General features: G+C 50.8%; 19 protein-coding genes. 7 read left to right on the top strand and 12 right to left on the bottom strand.

The genetic code is table 11. The features are described 5' to 3' along the window. Positions 1-221 precede the first annotated feature (221 nt). A complete protein-coding gene (locus tag NT073_RS32110; protein WP_297382270.1) occupies positions 222-563 on the bottom strand; it encodes a hypothetical protein in 342 nt (113 codons plus the stop codon). Between the two features lie 245 nt (positions 564-808). Then, positions 809-1,237: an Rrf2 family transcriptional regulator gene (locus tag NT073_RS32105; RefSeq protein WP_297382268.1), complete on the bottom strand. Its 429-nt coding sequence runs from the start codon at positions 1,235-1,237 to the stop codon at positions 809-811. A 215-nt stretch (positions 1,238-1,452) separates the two neighbouring features. On the opposite strand from NT073_RS32105, the gene NT073_RS32100 reads away from it, so the two are divergent. Together NT073_RS32100 and NT073_RS32095 are read left to right on the top strand one after the other, a co-directional pair. Beyond that, positions 1,453-2,892 (top strand): amino acid permease, encoded by a 1,440-nt coding sequence (locus NT073_RS32100; RefSeq protein ID WP_297382266.1) that lies wholly within the window; start codon positions 1,453-1,455, stop codon positions 2,890-2,892. Positions 2,893-2,896: 4 nt separating this feature from the next. Continuing rightward, a complete protein-coding gene (locus NT073_RS32095; RefSeq protein ID WP_297382264.1) occupies positions 2,897-4,195 on the top strand; it encodes an APC family permease in 1,299 nt (432 codons plus the stop codon). 182 nt (positions 4,196-4,377) lie between these two features. Here the strand turns inward: NT073_RS32095 and NT073_RS32090 are convergent, their stop codons facing one another. Continuing rightward, positions 4,378-7,287: a pitrilysin family protein gene (locus NT073_RS32090; RefSeq protein WP_297382262.1), complete on the bottom strand. Its 2,910-nt coding sequence runs from the start codon at positions 7,285-7,287 to the stop codon at positions 4,378-4,380. Between NT073_RS32090 and NT073_RS32085 the strand changes: the two genes are divergently transcribed. Continuing rightward, complete coding sequence (locus NT073_RS32085) at positions 7,286-8,500, top strand: LLM class flavin-dependent oxidoreductase (RefSeq protein WP_297382261.1); 1,215 nt, start codon at positions 7,286-7,288, stop codon at positions 8,498-8,500. The two genes, NT073_RS32090 and NT073_RS32085, sit on opposite strands and share 2 nt — an antisense overlap. Positions 8,501-8,694: 194 nt before the next feature. Here the strand turns inward: NT073_RS32085 and NT073_RS32080 are convergent, their stop codons facing one another. After that, positions 8,695-9,696, bottom strand: coding sequence for a glyceraldehyde 3-phosphate dehydrogenase NAD-binding domain-containing protein (locus tag NT073_RS32080; RefSeq protein ID WP_297382259.1), 1,002 nt, complete (start codon positions 9,694-9,696; stop codon positions 8,695-8,697). 196 nt (positions 9,697-9,892) lie between these two features. Continuing rightward, the gene (locus NT073_RS32075; RefSeq protein WP_297382257.1) at positions 9,893-10,441 is read right to left on the bottom strand and encodes a sigma-70 family RNA polymerase sigma factor; all 549 of its coding nucleotides are present in this window, start codon (positions 10,439-10,441) and stop codon (positions 9,893-9,895) included. Positions 10,442-10,795: 354 nt separating this feature from the next. Between NT073_RS32075 and NT073_RS32070 the strand changes: the two genes are divergently transcribed. Then, positions 10,796-11,203: a response regulator gene (locus tag NT073_RS32070; RefSeq protein ID WP_297382256.1), complete on the top strand. Its 408-nt coding sequence runs from the start codon at positions 10,796-10,798 to the stop codon at positions 11,201-11,203. A gap of 79 nt (positions 11,204-11,282) precedes the next feature. Here the strand turns inward: NT073_RS32070 and glf are convergent, their stop codons facing one another. Both glf and NT073_RS32060 read right to left on the bottom strand, forming a co-directional pair. Then, positions 11,283-12,404, bottom strand: coding sequence for a UDP-galactopyranose mutase (gene glf, locus NT073_RS32065; RefSeq protein WP_297382255.1), 1,122 nt, complete (start codon positions 12,402-12,404; stop codon positions 11,283-11,285). A 538-nt stretch (positions 12,405-12,942) separates the two neighbouring features. Continuing rightward, positions 12,943-13,488 carry an alpha/beta fold hydrolase gene (locus tag NT073_RS32060; protein ID WP_297382253.1) on the bottom strand — a complete coding sequence of 182 codons (546 nt, stop codon included), beginning with the start codon at positions 13,486-13,488 and terminating at the stop codon, positions 12,943-12,945. 252 nt (positions 13,489-13,740) lie between these two features. Between NT073_RS32060 and NT073_RS32055 the strand changes: the two genes are divergently transcribed. From NT073_RS32055 to NT073_RS32045, 3 genes are all read left to right on the top strand, one after another. Beyond that, positions 13,741-14,202, top strand: coding sequence for a hypothetical protein (locus tag NT073_RS32055; RefSeq protein ID WP_297382252.1), 462 nt, complete (start codon positions 13,741-13,743; stop codon positions 14,200-14,202). A 147-nt stretch (positions 14,203-14,349) separates the two neighbouring features. Continuing rightward, positions 14,350-14,538 carry a hypothetical protein gene (locus tag NT073_RS32050; RefSeq protein WP_297382251.1) on the top strand — a complete coding sequence of 63 codons (189 nt, stop codon included), beginning with the start codon at positions 14,350-14,352 and terminating at the stop codon, positions 14,536-14,538. A 223-nt stretch (positions 14,539-14,761) separates the two neighbouring features. Next, positions 14,762-16,117 (top strand): family 1 glycosylhydrolase, encoded by a 1,356-nt coding sequence (locus NT073_RS32045; protein WP_297382249.1) that lies wholly within the window; start codon positions 14,762-14,764, stop codon positions 16,115-16,117. A 23-nt stretch (positions 16,118-16,140) separates the two neighbouring features. Here NT073_RS32045 and NT073_RS32040 read toward each other — a convergent pair whose 3' ends face one another. From NT073_RS32040 to NT073_RS32020, 5 genes are all read right to left on the bottom strand, one after another. Beyond that, complete coding sequence (locus NT073_RS32040) at positions 16,141-17,010, bottom strand: glycosyltransferase (protein WP_297382247.1); 870 nt, start codon at positions 17,008-17,010, stop codon at positions 16,141-16,143. A 47-nt stretch (positions 17,011-17,057) separates the two neighbouring features. Beyond that, positions 17,058-17,249: a hypothetical protein gene (locus NT073_RS32035; protein ID WP_297382245.1), complete on the bottom strand. Its 192-nt coding sequence runs from the start codon at positions 17,247-17,249 to the stop codon at positions 17,058-17,060. A 41-nt stretch (positions 17,250-17,290) separates the two neighbouring features. Next, positions 17,291-17,608: a hypothetical protein gene (locus NT073_RS32030; protein ID WP_297382243.1), complete on the bottom strand. Its 318-nt coding sequence runs from the start codon at positions 17,606-17,608 to the stop codon at positions 17,291-17,293. Between the two features lie 318 nt (positions 17,609-17,926). Further along, entirely contained in the window at positions 17,927-18,409 is a 483-nt protein-coding gene (locus NT073_RS32025) for a response regulator (protein WP_297382241.1), read from the bottom strand. 217 nt (positions 18,410-18,626) lie between these two features. Beyond that, positions 18,627-19,067: a response regulator gene (locus NT073_RS32020; RefSeq protein ID WP_297382239.1), complete on the bottom strand. Its 441-nt coding sequence runs from the start codon at positions 19,065-19,067 to the stop codon at positions 18,627-18,629. Positions 19,068-19,280 lie beyond the last annotated feature (213 nt).

The following is a 19,280-nucleotide window of genomic DNA, read 5'->3' as shown; positions in this document are numbered from 1 at the left end:
ATACTTTCCCAATTAATAATACTTGGCTAAAGCCCCAGCAGGACGTGTTCGCGTAAGAGGGTGAAGCCGGTAGTTGAAAGCTCCACACGTAAGGCCCGCAATCCTGAACAGGTTCAATGTACGAAACTGGATTTCTGCGTGACGGAAGGGGTTTCTGGAATTGGGGAAGACCCGTAAATCGGCTTGAGCCTGCCGCAGGCGGTGACTTACTGACAAGGTGGTTAACCCATTGAGATACCAAGCGTACTCAACTCGTGTTGCTGGCGAATCCAGATTGTTTCCCGTTTTAACTCGAATGACTTCGTTACTTCCAGAATCTCCTGCTCTACGTCGGTGAATTTGGCCTGGCTGTTCAACTGGCTATGCCGGTGGTTGGCTCTGATTTCCTGAATCGCCTGACTTTCGGAGCCGTAATGCTGCTTCCATTCCTGAACATGCCGCTGAAGTACATGCAGCCAGGTAGGCGCTTTGTCGGGAGAGCTTGCATTAACGGCGGCAGTACTCTGGTCAACTACCTGCTGACGATATTCGTTGAATAGGTGGTTAAAACGATCGCTCGTCATAATCAAATGCAGTGGATATGGATAATGCGTATGGTGGTAACGAAGTACAAATTAACGGGCATTGACTAACGTATCGCACTATCTGTACAATAGTTTTCTATTTAAACATAAAATTATTTATTAAAAGGTTCGTTAATGTTGCGTTTGTTTTGATTCGGTAACAAGGAATTTGGCCTGTTCTCAATAGTTGCGAACAGGCATCGGGTTACAAATTCACCTGCCGGGGCCAGGATAGTGGTGGGTTGCTAGATGGGTTGTTTGTTTTTATCCACCAGCATTTGAATGGTTGTTTTCTCATAAACGGCCAGATTAGCATCGCGAACCCGGAGCATGATTGGGCGGATGGAACAGGTCTCTTCGTCGGCGCAGTCGTCGCAACGCACGTAGAAGTTCAGCGAAACACAAGGGGTAGGCGCAATGGGCCCGTCAATGATCCGGATCACCTGAGCCAGATTGATTCGTTCGGGATCTACCCGCAACAGATATCCGCCCCCCTTGCCTTTCTGACTTTGCAAGATGCCATGATTACGCATTTCTAAAAGAATGCCTTCCAGAAATTTGTGAGGGATATTTTCGCGTTTAGCGATGTCCGTAATCAGAATAGGACCGGTCCCGTAGGATTCGGTTAGCGCTTTGAGAGCCTTGATGGCGTATTTTGCTTTTTTCGAGATCATACATCACTTTGTTTACAGAGAGTACCCGATGGCTTAGGTATACTAGTCCTTTTGTCCTATAAAATTTGTATAGTAAATTGGAAAATAAAAATTATGACCGTTATTTTACTCATCGGGTTATGGTAAAAGGTATTTTTTGCTGCGTTCAGCGTAGGTTGCTACTCCCATTGACTCATCAGAAGACCGATTTTGGTGAGGTCTCTTACCGTTAGTATATGCGTATAAAATCCCTTGACCTTTTACGGCAGGAAGCCGCTCAAAGCGGAGACTCAACCCTTAAACGTTCGTTAGGCGCGTTCAATCTGGTTGCTATTGGTATTGGTGTTATTATTGGAGCCGGGTTGTTTTCCCTGACGGGGCTGGCCGCTGCCAACCATGCCGGGCCTGCGGTAACGCTTTCATTCGTTGTAGCCGCTGTTGGCTGTGCCTTCAGTGCGTTGTGTTATGCCGAGTTTGCGGCTATGGTGCCGGTTGCGGGCAGTGCTTATACGTATGCATACGCTACCCTGGGTGAACTGTTCGCCTGGATCATTGGCTGGGACCTGGTACTGGAGTATTCGGTTGGGGCTGCCACGGTAGCCATCAGCTGGTCGCAGTATCTGACTCGGTTTCTGAGTTATTTTGGGCTGCACCTGCCGCCCCGGTTCATGGCATCGCCGTTCGAAACGGTTCTAGGGGCCGATGGAACGGCCGTTTCGGGTTTCGTCAACCTGCCCGCCGTTCTCATTGTGGTGCTTATTACCGGCATTATTATTCGGGGTACATCGGGTTCTACCTTGTTCAACTCCATTGTGGTAACGCTGAAGGTGCTGGTTGTGCTGGTATTCATTGCGCTCGGCTGGCAGTACATAGACCCTCTTAACTATCAGCCTTACATTCCGGAAAACACCGGTACGTTTGGCGAATTTGGCTGGAGTGGCGTATTACGTGGCGCGGGGGTTGTCTTTTTTGTCTTTATCGGCTTCGATATTGTAGCGACGATGGCGCAGGAGGCCCGTAACCCCCAGCGCGACATGCCGATTGGCATCCTTGGATCGCTGGTGGTTTGTACCGTGTTATTTGTGCTTTTTGGGTACGTCATGACGGGTATGGCCAACTACACGGAGTTTAAAAACAGTGCTGCTCCGGTAGCCATCGCCATTGCCAAAACGCCCTATCGCTGGCTCGGCCAGTTGATTATCGGGGCTATTCTGATTGGGTATACATCGGTCATTCTGGTCGACTTACTGGGTCAGTCGCGGGTGTTTTTCTCGATGAGCCGCGATGGTCTGCTGCCTAAAGCGTTTTCTGAAATTCATCCCCGTTTCAGAACGCCCTGGAAGGCAAACCTGCTGTTGTGTGTGTTTATCGGCCTGTTTGCGGGCTTTGTACCCATCCGGGTGGTTGGTGAAATGACAAGTATCGGGACGTTGCTGGCTTTTGTGATGGTTTGCGTAGGTATACTGATTCTCCGCAAAAAACAACCCGACGCACCCCGGTCATTCCGGACGCCCTGGGTACCGGTGGTGCCTGTTCTGGGCATTCTTACCTGTATGGTCATGATGGTCTCACTGCCGGGCGACACCTGGCTGAGGCTGGTGGTGTGGCTGGTTATCGGGCTGGTGATTTACTTTTTGTATGGTAAGAAACGGAGTAAATTGCGTTCAATCCCATAACATTATGCGTCAAGCCGCCCCCGAAACGGGTTTGGATCGGGGCATCCGGCCGTTCGACTTCATTGCGCTGATCATCAATATTACTATCGGGGCGGGTATTCTGGGCCTGCCTGCCAAAATATATGCGTTGGTAGGCACCTGGAGTCTGCTGGCGTATGGGGCGAGTGCAGCCATCGTAACGTTAATCATTCTGTGTTTCGCGGAGGTAAGCAGCCGGTTTAGTGGCACGGGTGGGCCTTATCTCTACACGCGTGTTGCGTTTGGACCGCTGGTGGGCTTCGAGGTTGGCTGGCTGTTCTGGCTGTCGCGCATAGCGGCCTTTGCCTCGATCTGCAATTTAGTTGTCAGCTATGCCGCGCTTTTTCGTCCTCAGTTGGGGAGTGGCTGGGAACGGGCCGGACTCATAACGGGCCTTATCGTGATGCTGAGCGTTGTCAACTACGTGGGCGTTCAACGGTCGGCGCGGGTAAATACCGTATTCACCATCTGTAAGTTGGTCGTCATTGGTGCGTTTGCGCTTGGCGGGCTGTTTTTCATAAACCCGGACGCCTTCACGTTTCCCCGATTTCCGGCGTACACCTCGTTTTCGCAGGCTGTCCTACTGCTTATCTTCACCTTTTCGGGCTTCGATGTAGCGGCTATTCCGTCGGGGGAGGTGCAGCGACCCCAACGAACCGTCCCGATGTCGCTTCTGGTATCTATTGGCACGGTGGCGTTATTGTTTATGGCGGTGCAGGTCGTTTGCATTGGAACGCTGCCCGATTTGGCCTATTCGGAGCGTCCGCTGGCCGATGCCGCCGGGCAGTTTATCGGCCCGGCCGGGGCTGTTTTTATTACCGTCGTGGCTTTGCTAACGGCGCTGGGAACGCTGCATGCCCTTATGTTAACCGGCCCCCGGCTGTTGTTTGCCATGGCCGAACAGGGGCAGTTACCCCGTTGGCTGGCCCGGACTCACCCGCGTTTTCGTACACCTTATGTCGCCATCTTCGTTACGGCTGCGTTGCAGCTTCTGCTGGCCGTAACAGGAACATTTCTGTATGCACTAACGCTAAGCACCCTGATACGCCTGGCGTACTTTGCCCTGACCAGTGCAGCTCTGCCCATTCTGCGCCGTCGTACCGATGTCCCAGTGGCGCAGTTTCGGGTGGCGGGTGGCGCAGTCGTTTCGGGCATTACGGTGCTGTTGTGCGGTTGGCTGCTCACAAACAGTTCAGGCCGGGAAGCCCGCGATGTTGGTATTGCCGCAGTTGCCGGGCTCCTTATTTTTCTGGGAATGCGGAGTCAACCTAAAGGGAGTCAATAAGTCGCCTGTGACTATACCGATCAGCGAGCGTAAAAAACTCATTACTATATAACTTCGGCTTGGTGTTCTTGCTTTTACCTATTATAAAGCTATACTATACCTGTTTTCTGTTTTTACGATAAAGGGCGTACCACAGTTGCAACCGTGGTACGCCCTTTATCGTAAAAACAGAAAACAGTTTCCTAATTCTTTTTGCCTGAAGACATTTTAGCCGGGGCACCGCCCGCTGGTACGTCGGCCGGGGTGGTTGATGAGCCCAGGACGTTGCCTTCTTTATCCAGCTCAACCAGTTCGTAGCCCAGTTTTTCCAGGCCGGGTTTGATCAATTGCTTGTTACCAACTACCGTTATAATCATGTTATTGATAGGTAGCTGCTTTTTGGCAACCGCGTCGATTTCGGCTTTAGTAATCTTTCGGAGAATTTCGCTCTGCTGCTCTACATAGTTGCGGGGCAGGTTGTATTCGATGATCCGGCTAAGGAAGAATGCTTTCTGGAGCGACGTCTCGTAGCGAAGGGCATCACTCTGTCCCAGCGAGCTTTTTACAAAGGCCAGTTCCTGTTCTGTAATGCCCGACTTGGCGTAGTTAGTGATCTCTTTTACAAATTCAATCACCGAACTGTCTGTTGCTGCTGCTTTCACACCCGCCTGCGCCGTAAAGGGGCCGGGGGTGTTGGTACTTGAAAAACCAGAGCGAGCCCCGTAAGTATAACCTTTGTCTTCGCGCAGGTTCATGTTGATGCGGCTGCTGAAGGCTCCCCCCAGCATGTAGTTGGCTAATGCGGCCTTGTAGTAATCGCCGGTAGCATCGTAAGGCATATTCGTGAGGTACCCGATACGAATTTCGGACTGAGCCGCCTGTTCTTTGTCGATTAGATAAAGGCGGGTTTTGTCGATTTTTTTAGGGGCCGGTGTCGTCGGTATTTTTACCGGTTTAGCCGCCCACTTCGATAAAAACGCCAGCTTAGGCATGATAGCCGCCTGCTCAATATCGCCTACGACCACCATATTTGTCACCGATGGCGAGAAGTAATTTTTGTAGAAAGCCTTCACATCGTCCAGGGTGATGGTTTCAACGGTCTTGGTCGTTCCGCTCAAGGGCACCGACCGGATGTTGGCAGAGCCATATAACAGTTTGCTGTAGGCTTTATTGGCAATCACAACCGGTTGGGTACTCTGGTTACTGATCAGTTCGAGCTGTTGCTTCTTCAATCGGTCGAAATCGTCCTGAGCAAATTTGGGCCGCAGCAATTTCTCTTCAACCAAAGCCAGTGTCGAATCCAGGTTCTTTATCAAGGCTTCGACGGAGATGGTAATTTCTTCGGTATTGGCCCGGATGTCGATATTGCTGCCCAGCTTTTCGAGTTTTGTATTGAGCTGCTCGTTGGTATAGTTCTGCGTGGCTTCGTTCATCAGCGAAGCGGTCAGCTGCGCCACCCCGGCCTTCGATGGATCATTGGTTTCCAGTAAATGCCCGCCTTTAATGGTGAACAGCATCGTTATCGCCGGAATTTCGTCGTTGCGAGCACCAATTACCTTGATTCCGTTGGGTAGTTTGTCGTTCCAGAAAGGAGGGACTTTCAGCGCCGGATTAGGGCCGGGACCGGGTTTAGCCGCTCGGTCGAAACTATCTTTGGGTTTGGTGTAGGCCAGTCCGTTATAGCCGTAGTCTGGTGCCTTGTAGTTAGCCGTCGACACCGTATAGTTATCGGGCTTCGCTACAATTTCGGGTTTTCCTTTGGGGTATACCGTCAGGATTACCGCGTTTTTGCCTTTAATGTACTGGTTGTATACGCGCATTACATCGGCCTTTGTCACACTCTTGTAGCGTTTCAGCTCCTGCGGCAGGTAGTTCGGGTTGCCGAGATAGGTCTGGAAAGCTGCCAACTGCGACACTTTACCGGATACACTCGACAGGCCGTTGATCAGGTCGGCTTCGCGGGTGGCTCTGAACTGCGCAATGTCATCGTCGGTGGCACCCCGGCGTTCAAATTCGGCCAGTGTCCGGCGAACGACGGCTTCTGTACTGTCCAGACTCTTGCCCGGAAAGGGCAGGACGACCATGGCCAGCTGCCCGGCCAGTTCTGTGGCGGGGTGCGAGGCATTCGCCTGCACGGCCAGTTGTGTTTTTACCAGATTTTTGTAGAAAAGCGAGTTTTTACCACCGCCCAGGATCTCGGCCAGCGCATCGAGGGGCGCTTCGTCCGGGTGGTAGTTCGGTACCGTCGGAAATACCAGTTGTAGCATGGGGAATCGCACGTTGTCTTCGTACGAAACGTACCGATCCTTGTCTACTACGGGTGTGGGCACCTGCGTTTTTGTTACTTCCGGACCACGCGGAATGGAACCGAAGTACTTTTCTGTCAGAGCCACCACTTGTTTGGCGGTTACATCGCCCCCAATCGTCAGCACGGCATTGTTGGGGCCGTACCACCGCAGGAAGAAGTTTTTTAGGTCGTTTACATTGACCCGGTTCAGGTCTTCGATGTAGCCGATGGTGAGCCATGAGTAGGGATGGCCATACGCATACAAATTTTTGGCTACGTACTCACCAGCCAGTCCATAAGGCCGGTTGTCGTAATTCTGGCCACGTTCGTTTTTAACGGTAGCCCGCTGAATCTCGAATTTCTTCTGTGTAACGGCATCCAGCAGAAAGCCCATGCGGTCGGCTTCGAGCCAGAGTGCCCGTTCGAGCTGGTTGCTGGGGAGCGTTTCATAATAGTTCGTGCGGTCGCGGTTGGTCGATCCGTTGAGCGTTCCGCCCGATTCGGTCACGATCTTGAAATGCTCATCGTCGGCCACGTGGTCGGAGCCCTGAAACATCATGTGCTCGAAGAAGTGGGCAAAACCCGATTTCCCGATTTCTTCACGGGCCGAGCCTACGTGGTACGTGACGTCGACATGAACGATGGGATCGGAATGGTCTTCGTGAACAATCAGGGTCAAGCCATTGGGCAGAACGTATTTCTCGTAGGGAATAACGAGTTCGTTACCCTGCCGGGCCACTTTCTCAACGAGTCTGGTTTGTGCGTACGCTACCCCGGCAGATGAGAGGCACAGGAAGGATAGCAGTAAAGGAAAACGTGTGGTCATGAAGGAATTTATTAAGCAGACAAAGTACGAAATAAATGCTATCTTAAAATCCGGATTACCCGATTTTCGTTACCAGAACATGCTTTCCCAACCTATTTCAACCATTTCGACCCGAACAACAGACCGGGCTTGTGAAGTGGCCTGGTTTTCTGACCTCTGCGGAGAAGATACCGAATTTATCAGCGTTCGCGAACCAGCAAACAGTACATTCGACCATTGTCGGAACATTGCGTTGACGGCCGAGCGGTTTGGCTTCAATAACTTGTTGTTACCCACGTCGTACATGATCGGGCAGGAGGTGATTCCCTTTGCGGCCGGTGTGGCCCCCGACCTTCACCACATCAACCTGCTTACGGCTATTCGATGTGGTGAAATGCATCCGCCAATGCTGGCCCGGTCGCTGGCCTCTCTCGACCATATGCTTCAAGGACGGCTCACAATCAATATCATCAACTCCGATTTGCCCGGTTACCGAGAAGACGCCGATTTTCGGTACCAGCGATGCGCCGAAACCATTCAGATTTTAAAACAGGCCTGGACGAGTGATCGTATCGAACACGACGGGCCCGTTTACGGAAAAATCAGTCTGGCAACCGGCCCGGTCAGGCCGTATCAGCAAAATGGCGGACCACTGCTGTATTTTGGCGGTACGTCGGACGGCGCACGAGATGTATGCGCCCGTTACTGCGATGTGTTTTTGATGTGGCCCGAAACGGAAGAACTTTTATATGCCAACATGCAGGATGTATCGGAGCGGGCGGCACAGTATGGCAGACAGGTTGATTTTGGCTTGCGGATTCACGTTATTGTTCGGGAAACAGAAGCCGAAGCCCGCGCCTGGTCCCGGCACATTATGTCGAAATTCGACCCGGTGCGCGGGGTGGCCATGAAACAGGCCTCGCAAAGTTCGTGGTCGCTGGGGGTAAAACGGCAGAACGCCCTGCGTGAAGCCGCCGACACCGATGGGTATGTGGAGCCGTTGCTCTGGACCGATATTGGCAAAGCTCGCTCGGGGGCGGGTGGGGCACTGGTAGGCAGCGCCGATCAGATCGTCGACAAAATCAACCGCTACATGGATATGGGCATTCGGGCTTTTATCTTCTCCGGATATCCGCTCATGGCCGAAGCGGAGTACTTTGCCCGGTTGGTATTACCCCGGCTGCCCCAAATTACCCTCTCGCGTTTGCAGAACCGCATGCCAGCTGTTAAATAATACCCAGGGTATTTTTCTTCGGTCTCTGACCGATATAGTTTAAGTTGTTACCAGGTAGTGTTTGGCCTTCTGACCTGATACCACCTGGTAACAACTGATTTACGTCAATAGCCTTAATTACCGGTAGGAGGCCGAATAGCTTCGGGTTTCAGTAGCTAAACAGCAATTAGGTACAGCAAGGCGACGCTCCCTGATTAAATTCGTTCGGCCATAAAAGCCGCGACTTCGGCCAGCCGGTTGGCAAAACCCCACTCATTATCATACCAGGCTGCTACTGACAGCAGATTTCCTTCTTTAGCCGTTAAAGGCAAGTCGATAATGGACGAGTGCGGATCGGCAACGATGCGGGCCGACGACCATTCGTCTTCCAGCGTGTCCATCACGCCTTTCAACGGGCCTTCTGCGGCTGCTTTGCGAAAGGCGTCGTTAACCTCCTGAACCGTGCAATCTTTCTCGGTAATCAGGTTTAGTTCGGCAATGCTGCCGGTACGCGTTGGTACCCGGTAGGCTTTACCAGTAATTTTTAGATCGCTCCAGATAAACTGTAAGGTACGGGCCGCGCCTGACGACGACGGAATAATATTTTCGGCCGCGGCCCATGAATCGCGCCGGTCTTTCATAGGCTGATCCGTCAGCGATTGGGTGTTGGTGTAGGAGTGTACGGTTGAGAAGAGGCCGTACTGAATACCGAAATTTTCGCGGATAACCTTTACCACAGCCGCCAGCGCATTGGTGGTGCAGCTGCCCATGCTGACAATATGATGATTGGCCGGATCGAAGGTGTCGAGGTTAATACCCTTCAGCAAGACCGCGTCGCAGTCGGCCAGTGATTTGCTGGGGGCACTGATGAGTACGTACTTAGCCCCTTTATCGATGTGGGCCTGCGCTCCCGCCCGGGTAGTGGCGCGACCAGTGCAGTCAATGACGAGATCGACACCCAGTGCGGCCCAGTCTGGTATGTCTTTAGACGAGTTTATGTAGGGAATCGTTCGATCACCAATGCTTAACTGGCCCTCGCTTCCGGAAACGGGTTCGTGCCAGCGTCCGTAGTTTGTATCGACGGCAAAGAGAGCGGCCAGTGTAGGTTCGTCCCGGATGTCGGAAATAGAAACGGGAACGAACAAGTTGTTTTTCAATCCAACGCGGAGGAATTGCCGACCAATGCGGCCAAAACCATGCAAAGCAATTGTTGCCATACCTAGCAGGAGTAGAAGATTTGGTTGTATTTGGTTATCTGGAGAGTGCTAACAGCAAAACTGCACCGGCCAGGAAGTACCCTGTCGGTGTAGTTGCTATAACGCTTCCTGTACCTAAGCAACTATCGTGTCTGACAGTTGTTCAGGAGAAGCCCAAAATCCTGAAATGTATGGTATTTTATTAGCCTGATTGGCCTTAATATGCGGTTTTGAGGTATAGACCCCGAACTTTTTCACGCGAACGTTTCAGCCGCATTTTTACCGCACTTACATTCAGATCCAGTTCTTTGGCAATCTGATTGATATCCAGCCCCTGCTGGTACTTCATTTGCAGAAGTTTAACGTCGTCGGGTGCTACTCTGCTCAAGGCTTTGGCCAGGTAATAGGCCCGTTCTTCGAGATGGTCCGACTCATTCGTATCCACAAACTGATAAGCCATGTCGTCTTCTAATGGCTTTACTGTCAGCCGATTGGATAATTTGATTTGGTCCATGCAATAGTTATAGGCAATTGAGTATAACCAGGTGGAGAAAGTCGACCGTTCCTGGAAGCGATCCAGACGCGCGAACGTTCGGATGAAAATGTCGTGCGTAAAGTCTTCTGCTTTTTCGGTATCTTTTGTTATCGACAGGCACCGGTTGTAGACTTTGCCCACGTACCGGTTGTAAAGCGCTTCAAAGCAGGCCGTAGGGTTCGTGCTAAGCTGTTGTCTGATTAATTCTTCGTCGTTAAGTTGTATTTTCATGGATGCAGCGAACTTCAGTAAGTAATATTGATTGAAAAGTGCTTATTTACTGAACAATGGTTTATTTATTTTTTATTATGACACTAATTTGTGTGTAAATGTTGGTTGAAGATGACAAATTTCGATGAATAGACGATTTCTTACAGTTTTCGGTGATAAGTCGTAAACTTATATCTTAATTATATTTACTATCGTTGAATTTAATCTCTTTCTGGTGCTATAAAAGGTTATTGATTAATCTAATTAGTAAAACAAATTTCAAGATGTACATAATATCATTTATTGGGTTTGTTTTATGAAGTATGCTAGATCCTGTCAGTTTCAAGTGAAGAGATAGGACTTATCGATATGTAGATGGACACGTGGGCAGAACGAGGACTGGTTATTTTTATCGCTACTGACTCGGATGATGAGTTCTATTTTTACCGGCAGGCATTTGCGGACGTGTGTCCGGTAGCCATCCTTTACTTTTTCACGCGAAAAGGCGATTTGCTGGATGCCCTTAAGCAGGATATTTATCCGAAACCTGTATTAATCGTAATGGATTGGAATATGGCTGCGCGTAAAGGTTATGTGGTTCTCTCCTGGTTAGCGCAATCGCCGGTCTGGCAAACTATACCGGTTGTTATCATGACCGATGCACACAAGCCGGTCGATGAAGTAAAATGCGCTGAGCTGGGCTACGAACTTGTGCTGCCCAAAGAACCCAGTTATGCCAAACAGCTTAAGCAACTGCGCGGGTTAGTACAGGCCTTTGTGTAGCGGAGTAAAGGTTAAAAAAAAGGGATGGAGTAAGCCTATCTGACCACTCCACCCCTTTATTGCTTTCTACTCCACCAGATTAGGAGTTTATTGCTTCTTGCAACGAATCGGCACCAACCAGTTTCTTGTACAATGTAAGCGCCTGAGCTACTACCTGATCCATATTATAATAACGGTAGGTACCCAGCCGTCCGACAAAATGCACGGATTTCTGCTCGTCGGCCAACTGTTTATACTGCCGGTAGAGGGCCGCATTTTCGGGTCTTGGCACCGGGTAATACGGGTCGCCTTCGTCCTGCGGATACTCAAACGTGATGCTTGTTTTTGGGTGCTCCTGTCCGGTTAGCTTTTTATACTCCGTAATACGGGTATAGGCATGATCGTTGGGGTAGTTGACCACCGAAACGGGCTGGTAATCTTCCACGTCGATCGTTTGGTGATCGAAGCGCAGAGACCGGTACGGAAGTTTGCCAAAACAGAAGTCGAAGTATTCGTCGACAGGACCGGTATAAATCAGTTCATCGTACGAAAGCTCATCTTTCACCTGTTTGAAATCGGTACCGAGCATCAACTGAATGTTGGGGTGCTCCACCATTTTTTCGAACATCTTAGTATAGCCGTGTAAAGGCATGCACTGAAACTGGTCCGTAAAATAGCGGTCGTCCTGATTGGTTCGGGTAGGGATGCGCGACGTAACCATCTTGTCGAGTTCGGATGGATCGACTCCCCACTGCTTGCGGGTATATCCCCGAAAAAATTTCTCGTATAAGTCGCGTCCTACCTGACTGACAACGACGTCTTCGGAGGTTTTAATGTCCTTAACGGGTTCGCCTACCGACGCAAAATAGTCGGCCAGTTCTTCGGATGTAAATGAGAACCCATATAATTTATTAACGGTATCCAGATTAATCGGAATTGGCAGAAGCTGACCATCTACAGAAGCCAGTACGCGGTGTTCGTAAGGGCGCCACTCGGTAAACTGCGACAAATAGGTGACAACTTCAGGAGAGTTGGTGTGGAAAATATGCGGCCCATACTGGTGAATCAGGATGCCATCTTCATTCAGGCAATCGTACGCATTGCCACCGATGTGCGGGCGCTTGTCAATAATCAGGATTTTTTTGTCAGCCTGCGTTGCCAGGCGTTCGGCCAACACACTACCGGCAAAGCCAGCACCAACAATGACATAATCGAAATGCATATAGTATAAACGTAAAGCGTTAAGTGAAACATACCGTAAAGCAACCGGGCACCCTTTACTTAAAATGGCTTACCTGGCTGCTGTTTGTCAGACAAGCTGAAACGTGAAAGTTGATTATTGTCTACCTATACCAATGACAAAAAAAGTCGGTCGATAAGCCTATCGAAATGGTACTGGTTCAATAAAGTAGAGGTTGTAGAGGCAGGTACAAAAATGAGTAGCTTTGTTCGGATAAACAAACCAAGCGACGGGCAGATGTTACTGGCATGTCGATGGATGGATACTTCACTAGCCGCTGGCTTACAAACACACTATACATATAACACGCAAAAGGCGCAATGTGGCCCTGGAGATTCCCAAAAAAGTAAGGCAACGGTCCTGCCTTGCCGAGAAATTTTGAGGATATGGTTGATTTTGTGTGTGTTGATGAACAAACGGTTTGTTCTATACGGCTTACAACCCTTTACTTTTCGCTTGTTCGTCGATTAGAGCACTATCGAGGCACCGACGAAACAGATCAGGTTCTTCAAAAATCGGGCTATGGGCCGAATTTCGAAAGGTAAACAGGCGTTTGCGGGGCGCCCGCACGGCTTCGAAGTAACCGGCTAATCTGGCTGATACTGAAATAGGCCTTAAAAAGGTCAGGACGTTTTTGTACGATTAGAACACCCAGGAACGTACCCCATGAGTGGGCCATCAGGTAAATTTTGGGTTGGCGGAATCGGCGGGTGAGCCACTGACTTACGGCCACAGCATCGTTAACAAATGTCAATACGGTAAATGAACGGTCGAAAACATCGGCCGAATAAGATTTACCTGCCCCGCGCTGCTCCCACTTTACGACAATAAATTTTTTCTCCAGTTCATGGTCCGTAAGCAGCGATGTTTCGGGTAGGCCCGGTCCGCCATGCAAAAACAGCAGAATGGGCTTGGTGCTGTCAACTCCGCGCATGAGTAGCCACTGCGTAGTGCTATTAATGGTCAAGGCTTCCAGCCGGGCAATACTACCGGCTTTGGACAGGCCGGTAGACGCCAGAATAGGACTGGTTTTGCCGGGGCTTTTCCAGATTAACCAGCCAATCACCAGCGCAAACAGACCGGTAAGCAGACCACCAATTTTTTAATCATGGAAGCAGAAGAACGTTAGCTCTTGAAACAGAAGTGCCCGTAAAAGGAAGGCGTATCATCGTTCACTTTGTTAGGATTTGGTGCAGTCGGCAGGCTTTTAAAAATACGGTTACCGTTACCTCATTTATGTCCCTTTCGTGCTATCCCCTCTTCTCCTGTCAGACGTTAAGTCCCTGGTTAATCAACAACGTTATAAATCTATTGAACAATGAAAAAGATCGTAATGATGGGGGCTATGTTACTGACAGTAGCCGCCTTTAGCGCACAGGCGCAGACAACGAATTCGGGCAGCAGTTCATCGAATGGCACGACCACCAATACGGGTTCGGGGACATCAGGAACAAGTGGAACGTCGGGTACCAGCGGTACCAGTGGATCAACAACGGGCTCTGGTACGTCGGGCACCAGTGGCTCAACGATGGGTACGGGTACCACCGGCAGCGGTTCAACAATGGGAACAGGTACTAGTGGTAGCGGTACAACGGGTAGCGGTTCGAGCACATACGGCACCAGTAACCAGGGCAGCAGCTCGGTCTCTACCCAGTCTGGTTCAACCACACAGGGCTCGTCTCAAAGCCAGGGTCGAAGCGGCCGGAAAGCGAAGCGGAACAGCAGTAGCCAGAATGGTAGTAACTCTTCGTCGTCAACCAGCACTCCGCCAGAAAAATAGAGCAATGGATGTCAGCCAACGTCCCCCGTCCGCATCACTCGCCACCTGCGAGTGATGCGGACGGGGGACGTTGGCTAAAAGGCGGGCTTTCTTGTACGCTATGGGTGAGAATAGAACAATAAAGGTATTCTGATAACCAAAAAGACTATGCGAACACAAATCAGAGCTTATTTTCCAGTCGACGGGGGTGGTGTCGATGAGGGGGGGCATGTAATCGATACGGCTGGAGCCGATGAGAATTTCGATACAATGCGCGATCTGGAGGACGATGACGAGGATGATGCCGCAGGCTCAAATGAAATGGGACCGGAGACTGTATCCGGCGGCAACGCGTAACGGATATACTCGACTGGTTTTGCAACCTGTTCTTAAAACCACGGCAAGGTGCGGTACCGGACTGAACAGAGAGCATCCCGAGAATACAGGTACTGGTGAATTAGTAGGCCATTGCCTAACAAGACTTGAGTGTGAACAAACGTATATAGGCAAACTAGTGTTTAATGAATAGAACCAAGGGGTAGGCAGTAGGCTCTAGCGAGCAGCCGCTGGCCAATAGCCGATGAGCAATCAAAAGTCAATTCGGGAAACGCTGAATAAACCTTTACAAAACAAATTAGCCTTATGGGGGGGGCTGGAATGTACCGTTAACCGGGTAGGTGACGTGTATCAGGATCAGATCGTACGCAGTGGGCACCATGATCGGCTGAGCGATCTGGATTTGATCGCCGACTTAGGTATTCGTGCGCTGCGCTACCCAATTTTGTGGGAACGTACAGCACCCGATCACCCCGATCAACCGGACTGGTCGTGGCCCGATGAACGGCTCAACCGGCTGCGACAATTAGGCATCCGGCCGATTGTCGGGCTGGTTCACCATGGCTGTGGACCCCGATATGCTACGTACGACGAACCGGCTTTTGAAGACGGGCTGGCCCGCTTTGCCCGTCAGGTGGCCGAACGGTACCCCTGGATAGATGCTTACACCCCCATTAACGAACCGCTGACAACCGCCCGTTTCGGAGGATTGTACGGACTCTGGTATCCGCACGGCCGGTCGAACGAGCTATTCGTCGATCTATTGCTGCGCGAGTGCCGGGCTACCATCCGGGTTATGGCCGAAATCAGGACCGTGCAGCCCAATGCCCAACTTATTCAGACCGATGATCTGGGAAAGACCCACAGTACTCCGCTCCTCAGCTACCAGGCCGAACTGGAGAACGAACGTCGATGGCTGGGCTGGGATTTGCTCTGCGGACATGTAACACCCCACCATCCACTGTGGGCGTATTTGCGGGAGTCGGGTGCATCCGAAGCCGATTTAGGCTATCTGGTCGAGCATGCGTGCCCGCCGTCGGTTATAGGCGTTAACCACTATGTTACCAGCGAGCGGTATATAGATCACCGTATCCATCACTATCCACCTCATCTACACGGCGGTAATGGTTATCATCGCTATGCTGATACGGAGGTGGTACGGGCCGCTCCGGAGCAGCGCACCGGCTTAGCCAGCTTGCTACAGGAAGCGTGGCAGCGGTATGCATTGCCCATAGTCGTGACAGAGGCCCATCTGGGCGATCGGCCCGAAGAGCAGATGCGGTGGCTGGGCGAACTCTGGCAGCAGGCGCAGCAGGCTCAGGATGCCGGTGCCGATGTCCGGGCCGTATCGGTCTGGGCCATCATGGGCATGTATGACTGGCATTGCCTCCTGACCCGGCGGGAAAATCGACACGAGCCGGGGGTATTCAACGTCAGCAGCGGCATGCCAGAACCTACTGAGATAGTAACCATGCTGAAACGCCTGACCGCTGGTGAACCGATAGAGTCCTTAGTGCCGCCCGGACCGGGTTGGTGGCAGACGCCCGACGCCAAAATCTACCATACTTCCGAGCCTTTGGTCAGTAATTCGGTTGAGTAACCGGCTAGGGGCGGTTATGGCTCTCAATAAAAACTTTCGATGCGCAGAATCTGATCCTCTACGGGCGGAGGCACAACCTGCCGGTCAAGCAGAATGTCAGGAGCCGCTTTTATCGCTTCCAGAAAACCCTGCCGCACGTTGCTGTCTTTTCGTATTTGTTTGAGAATAAGCATGGTGTGCCGCATGGCATAATAGGCCGGTCGACGCAACCAGTAGTACCAGAGCGTGTCGCGGGTGATGTGCCGGGTGCGCTGGGCCAGGTTACGCAGTTGAGATGGGTAATGATGGGCCACTACATCTTCGGCATAGGCCAGACTCCACCCTTTGGTTCGCATGTCGACCGAAAACATCCGTTCTTCACCCGCAATGGCAAACCGGTGATCGAAGCCGCCAATGCTCAGGTACGCTTCTTTCCGAACCACGGCGGCACAGCAAACAAACCCCAGCACTGCCGGGCCGGGTAGCGGACGAGGGTCCATGATGGGGCTGTTCTGCATGGCATCGCATACCGAGTCGACTTCTTCCTGATCGCCAATGAGAATTTTGCCAGCCAGAACACCCAGGTGTGGATATTTGCTGAAACAGGTGGCTGCCCGTCCCAGCGCGGCTGGTTGCCAGAACGAGTCGTCATCGCAGAAAGCGACCAGGCAGGTTTGCGCCAGTTCAACCCCGTCATTACGGGCGGCACACCACTTATTCTGGTCGAGAGACAGCACCGTGACCATCGGGAAAGTTGCTTTTACGCGGTCGGGAGTGCCATCGGTAGACGCATTGTCCACCACAATAATGGGCGGATTGTGGGGTAGGGCGGTCAGTTTACCCAATGTCCAGAGTAAGGTTTCGACGCGGTTTCGGGTAACGATAACAATGGTAATATCTTTTACGGACAGCATACGTTGTGGTTGGGTGTAGCCCAGTATATTTTTACTTATCTTCTTGCTTAGTGTCTTGTAAACCTGTTCTGATAATCGTCGATGGGCTGATGACAATCTACCTGCGCATACTGACGGCGCAACCACTGGCTCAGACCATCCAACCCGGGAAATAGGACGCGCTCGTTGATATTGGCCTGATCGAGTTTGTCGCAGATCTTCAATTTAAGCTGCTGGTCAATCACGAGTTTTTGGTACATATCGATAGAAGTACCGCCCGTACTTAAATTGGCCGTTTTCTTCAGATAGAGCTCTTTCCCGGCGAGCAGCAGGATTCCGGCGTCAGATTGTGCTCAGTCAGAATAGCCAGCGTAGCTTCATCGATGCTTATTCTGGTTAACAGATTCACGTGTCTGTCGCCCCGCCGGGGGGCGCTGTTCATGGCATCGATAAGCTGGCTGATTGTGGAAGAGCCATCGCCAATGACGCGGGTGGGTATCCGTTGCGCTACGGCGCAGAGTTTATAGTCGATCACCAGCAGGCGGAAGTCGTACGCCTGCACAAACTGTTCTACCAGTACCTCTAACGGCAGTCTGTATACGTTTTTGGGCAATGCCATAGCCTAATAAAACGGTCAAATCGGTGTCGAGTCGTGTGTAGGGAATCCATTTTTTAACGCAGGTATTAACAATAGCGGCTGTGCTGGGTCCCAGCCGGTCTTGTTCGTAGAGTTGATTCAGGAGCGTGATGTCAGCTTGCAGGTCATACGGCCGGCTTTCGATAAATGCCTGTGGCCAACGGTGGTTGTAGTGAGTAAGGCAACGGCTCTACTCATTGGTTACCGTTGCCTTACTCCATAATTATCGGGTGTGAAGATGACCGATAGAGAAGTAGTTAGTTTTGCCTATAAACAGGCCGGTTGGTACTATGTATTTGCTTACAGGGTAAACTGCAAAGGGGGTAATGTAGTGGTTTCCCACCAGTAAGCCCGTAATTCCTGGAAGTAAGCCAGCCATTCTTCATAGCTGCCGGGCTTCACAAGATACGACGAAACACCAAGCTGATAAGCATCCAGAATATCATAATTGTCTGTAGATGAGCTCAGCATGACAATTGGGATCTGGTTCAGCGGAGCGGGCATGGCTTTGATCTGCTTAAGTATTCTCCAGCCATCTTTCCGGTCGGGTATATACAGGTCCAGTAAAATCTGCTTAGGTAATTCCCACTCCTGTGTTTCCCACTCCTTCAGCATTGTAAGTGCCTGTTCCGGAGTGGATGCTCGAACCGATACCACCTCTGGAAGGCATGTTTTCAAGGCTTTCTGGATCAGATGCCAATGATCGTCGCTATCATCAACAACAAGCACTTTTGCCAGATTGAAATTAGCTTTGATTTTTACTTGTTCATTATTGCTTTTCATATGTGTAAGGGAGATAATAATCGATTACTAATGTAACAATCCTCTCAGGCAATAGATTAAAATCTTTGTGCTCCTCTTACACTCTAATGGAAGGTTTTGTGATAAAAATAGGGTCTCGTCGGAATACTATACGCGCTGTCTGGCTCATTAGTCAGTTGTTGTTTCACCCCTAGTATCCATGCTGTCGCTGTTGCTCATGGCGTTGTGCACTGGCCAATCAAACGGGTGGAATAGTTAAGCTTTCGTTCCAATGATGATCTATACTGGCCAGAAAGGAGTCCCAGTCCGAATAGGAAAGCGGCTTAGTGAGGTAACTGCTTCCGCGCTGGGTTACATGCTGGCGATCGTGGGGGTCCGTTGACGAACTCATTACAACAACGGGTAAATGGCTGTAGGCAGAAGCCGGTTCTTTAAGAGTATGAAGCAACTTCAGTCCATCTTCCAGAGCAGGCATGTATAAATCCATCAGGATCATACGAGGTAACGGCCGACGTTCTACCAGACAACCATGCAGGTAACTCAGCGCCGTTGGGCCATTACTGGCATCGACCGTCAGTACATGCGGTAACGTTCGCCTTAAGGCGCCTTTTAACAATAACCAGGCGTCTACCTGATCTTCCACTACCATCATCCAGTTCTTTTGTTGATCCTGACTCATCGATATGCACACGTAAATGAATTGCTTCGTGGCATTAAGATATTTAGTGGAATAGATGTATGACGATACGTAAATAAGTAAGGTAACGGTCCTATTTTGGCTAATTTACCACAGAGTTAGCGGGCGAATTTGAGCGCGCTGAAACGCGATTAAGTGTCTCTACATTAATAGATACCGGTGGTTACCTGCGTGTTAGTAGGATCTGAAAAGAGT

Origin of the sequence: Spirosoma sp. (assembly GCF_026391055.1) — a bacterium.
In the GTDB taxonomy this organism is placed as follows: Bacteria; Bacteroidota; Bacteroidia; order Cytophagales; family Spirosomataceae; genus Spirosoma.
This window is presented reverse-complemented; position numbering and strand designations above follow the sequence as displayed.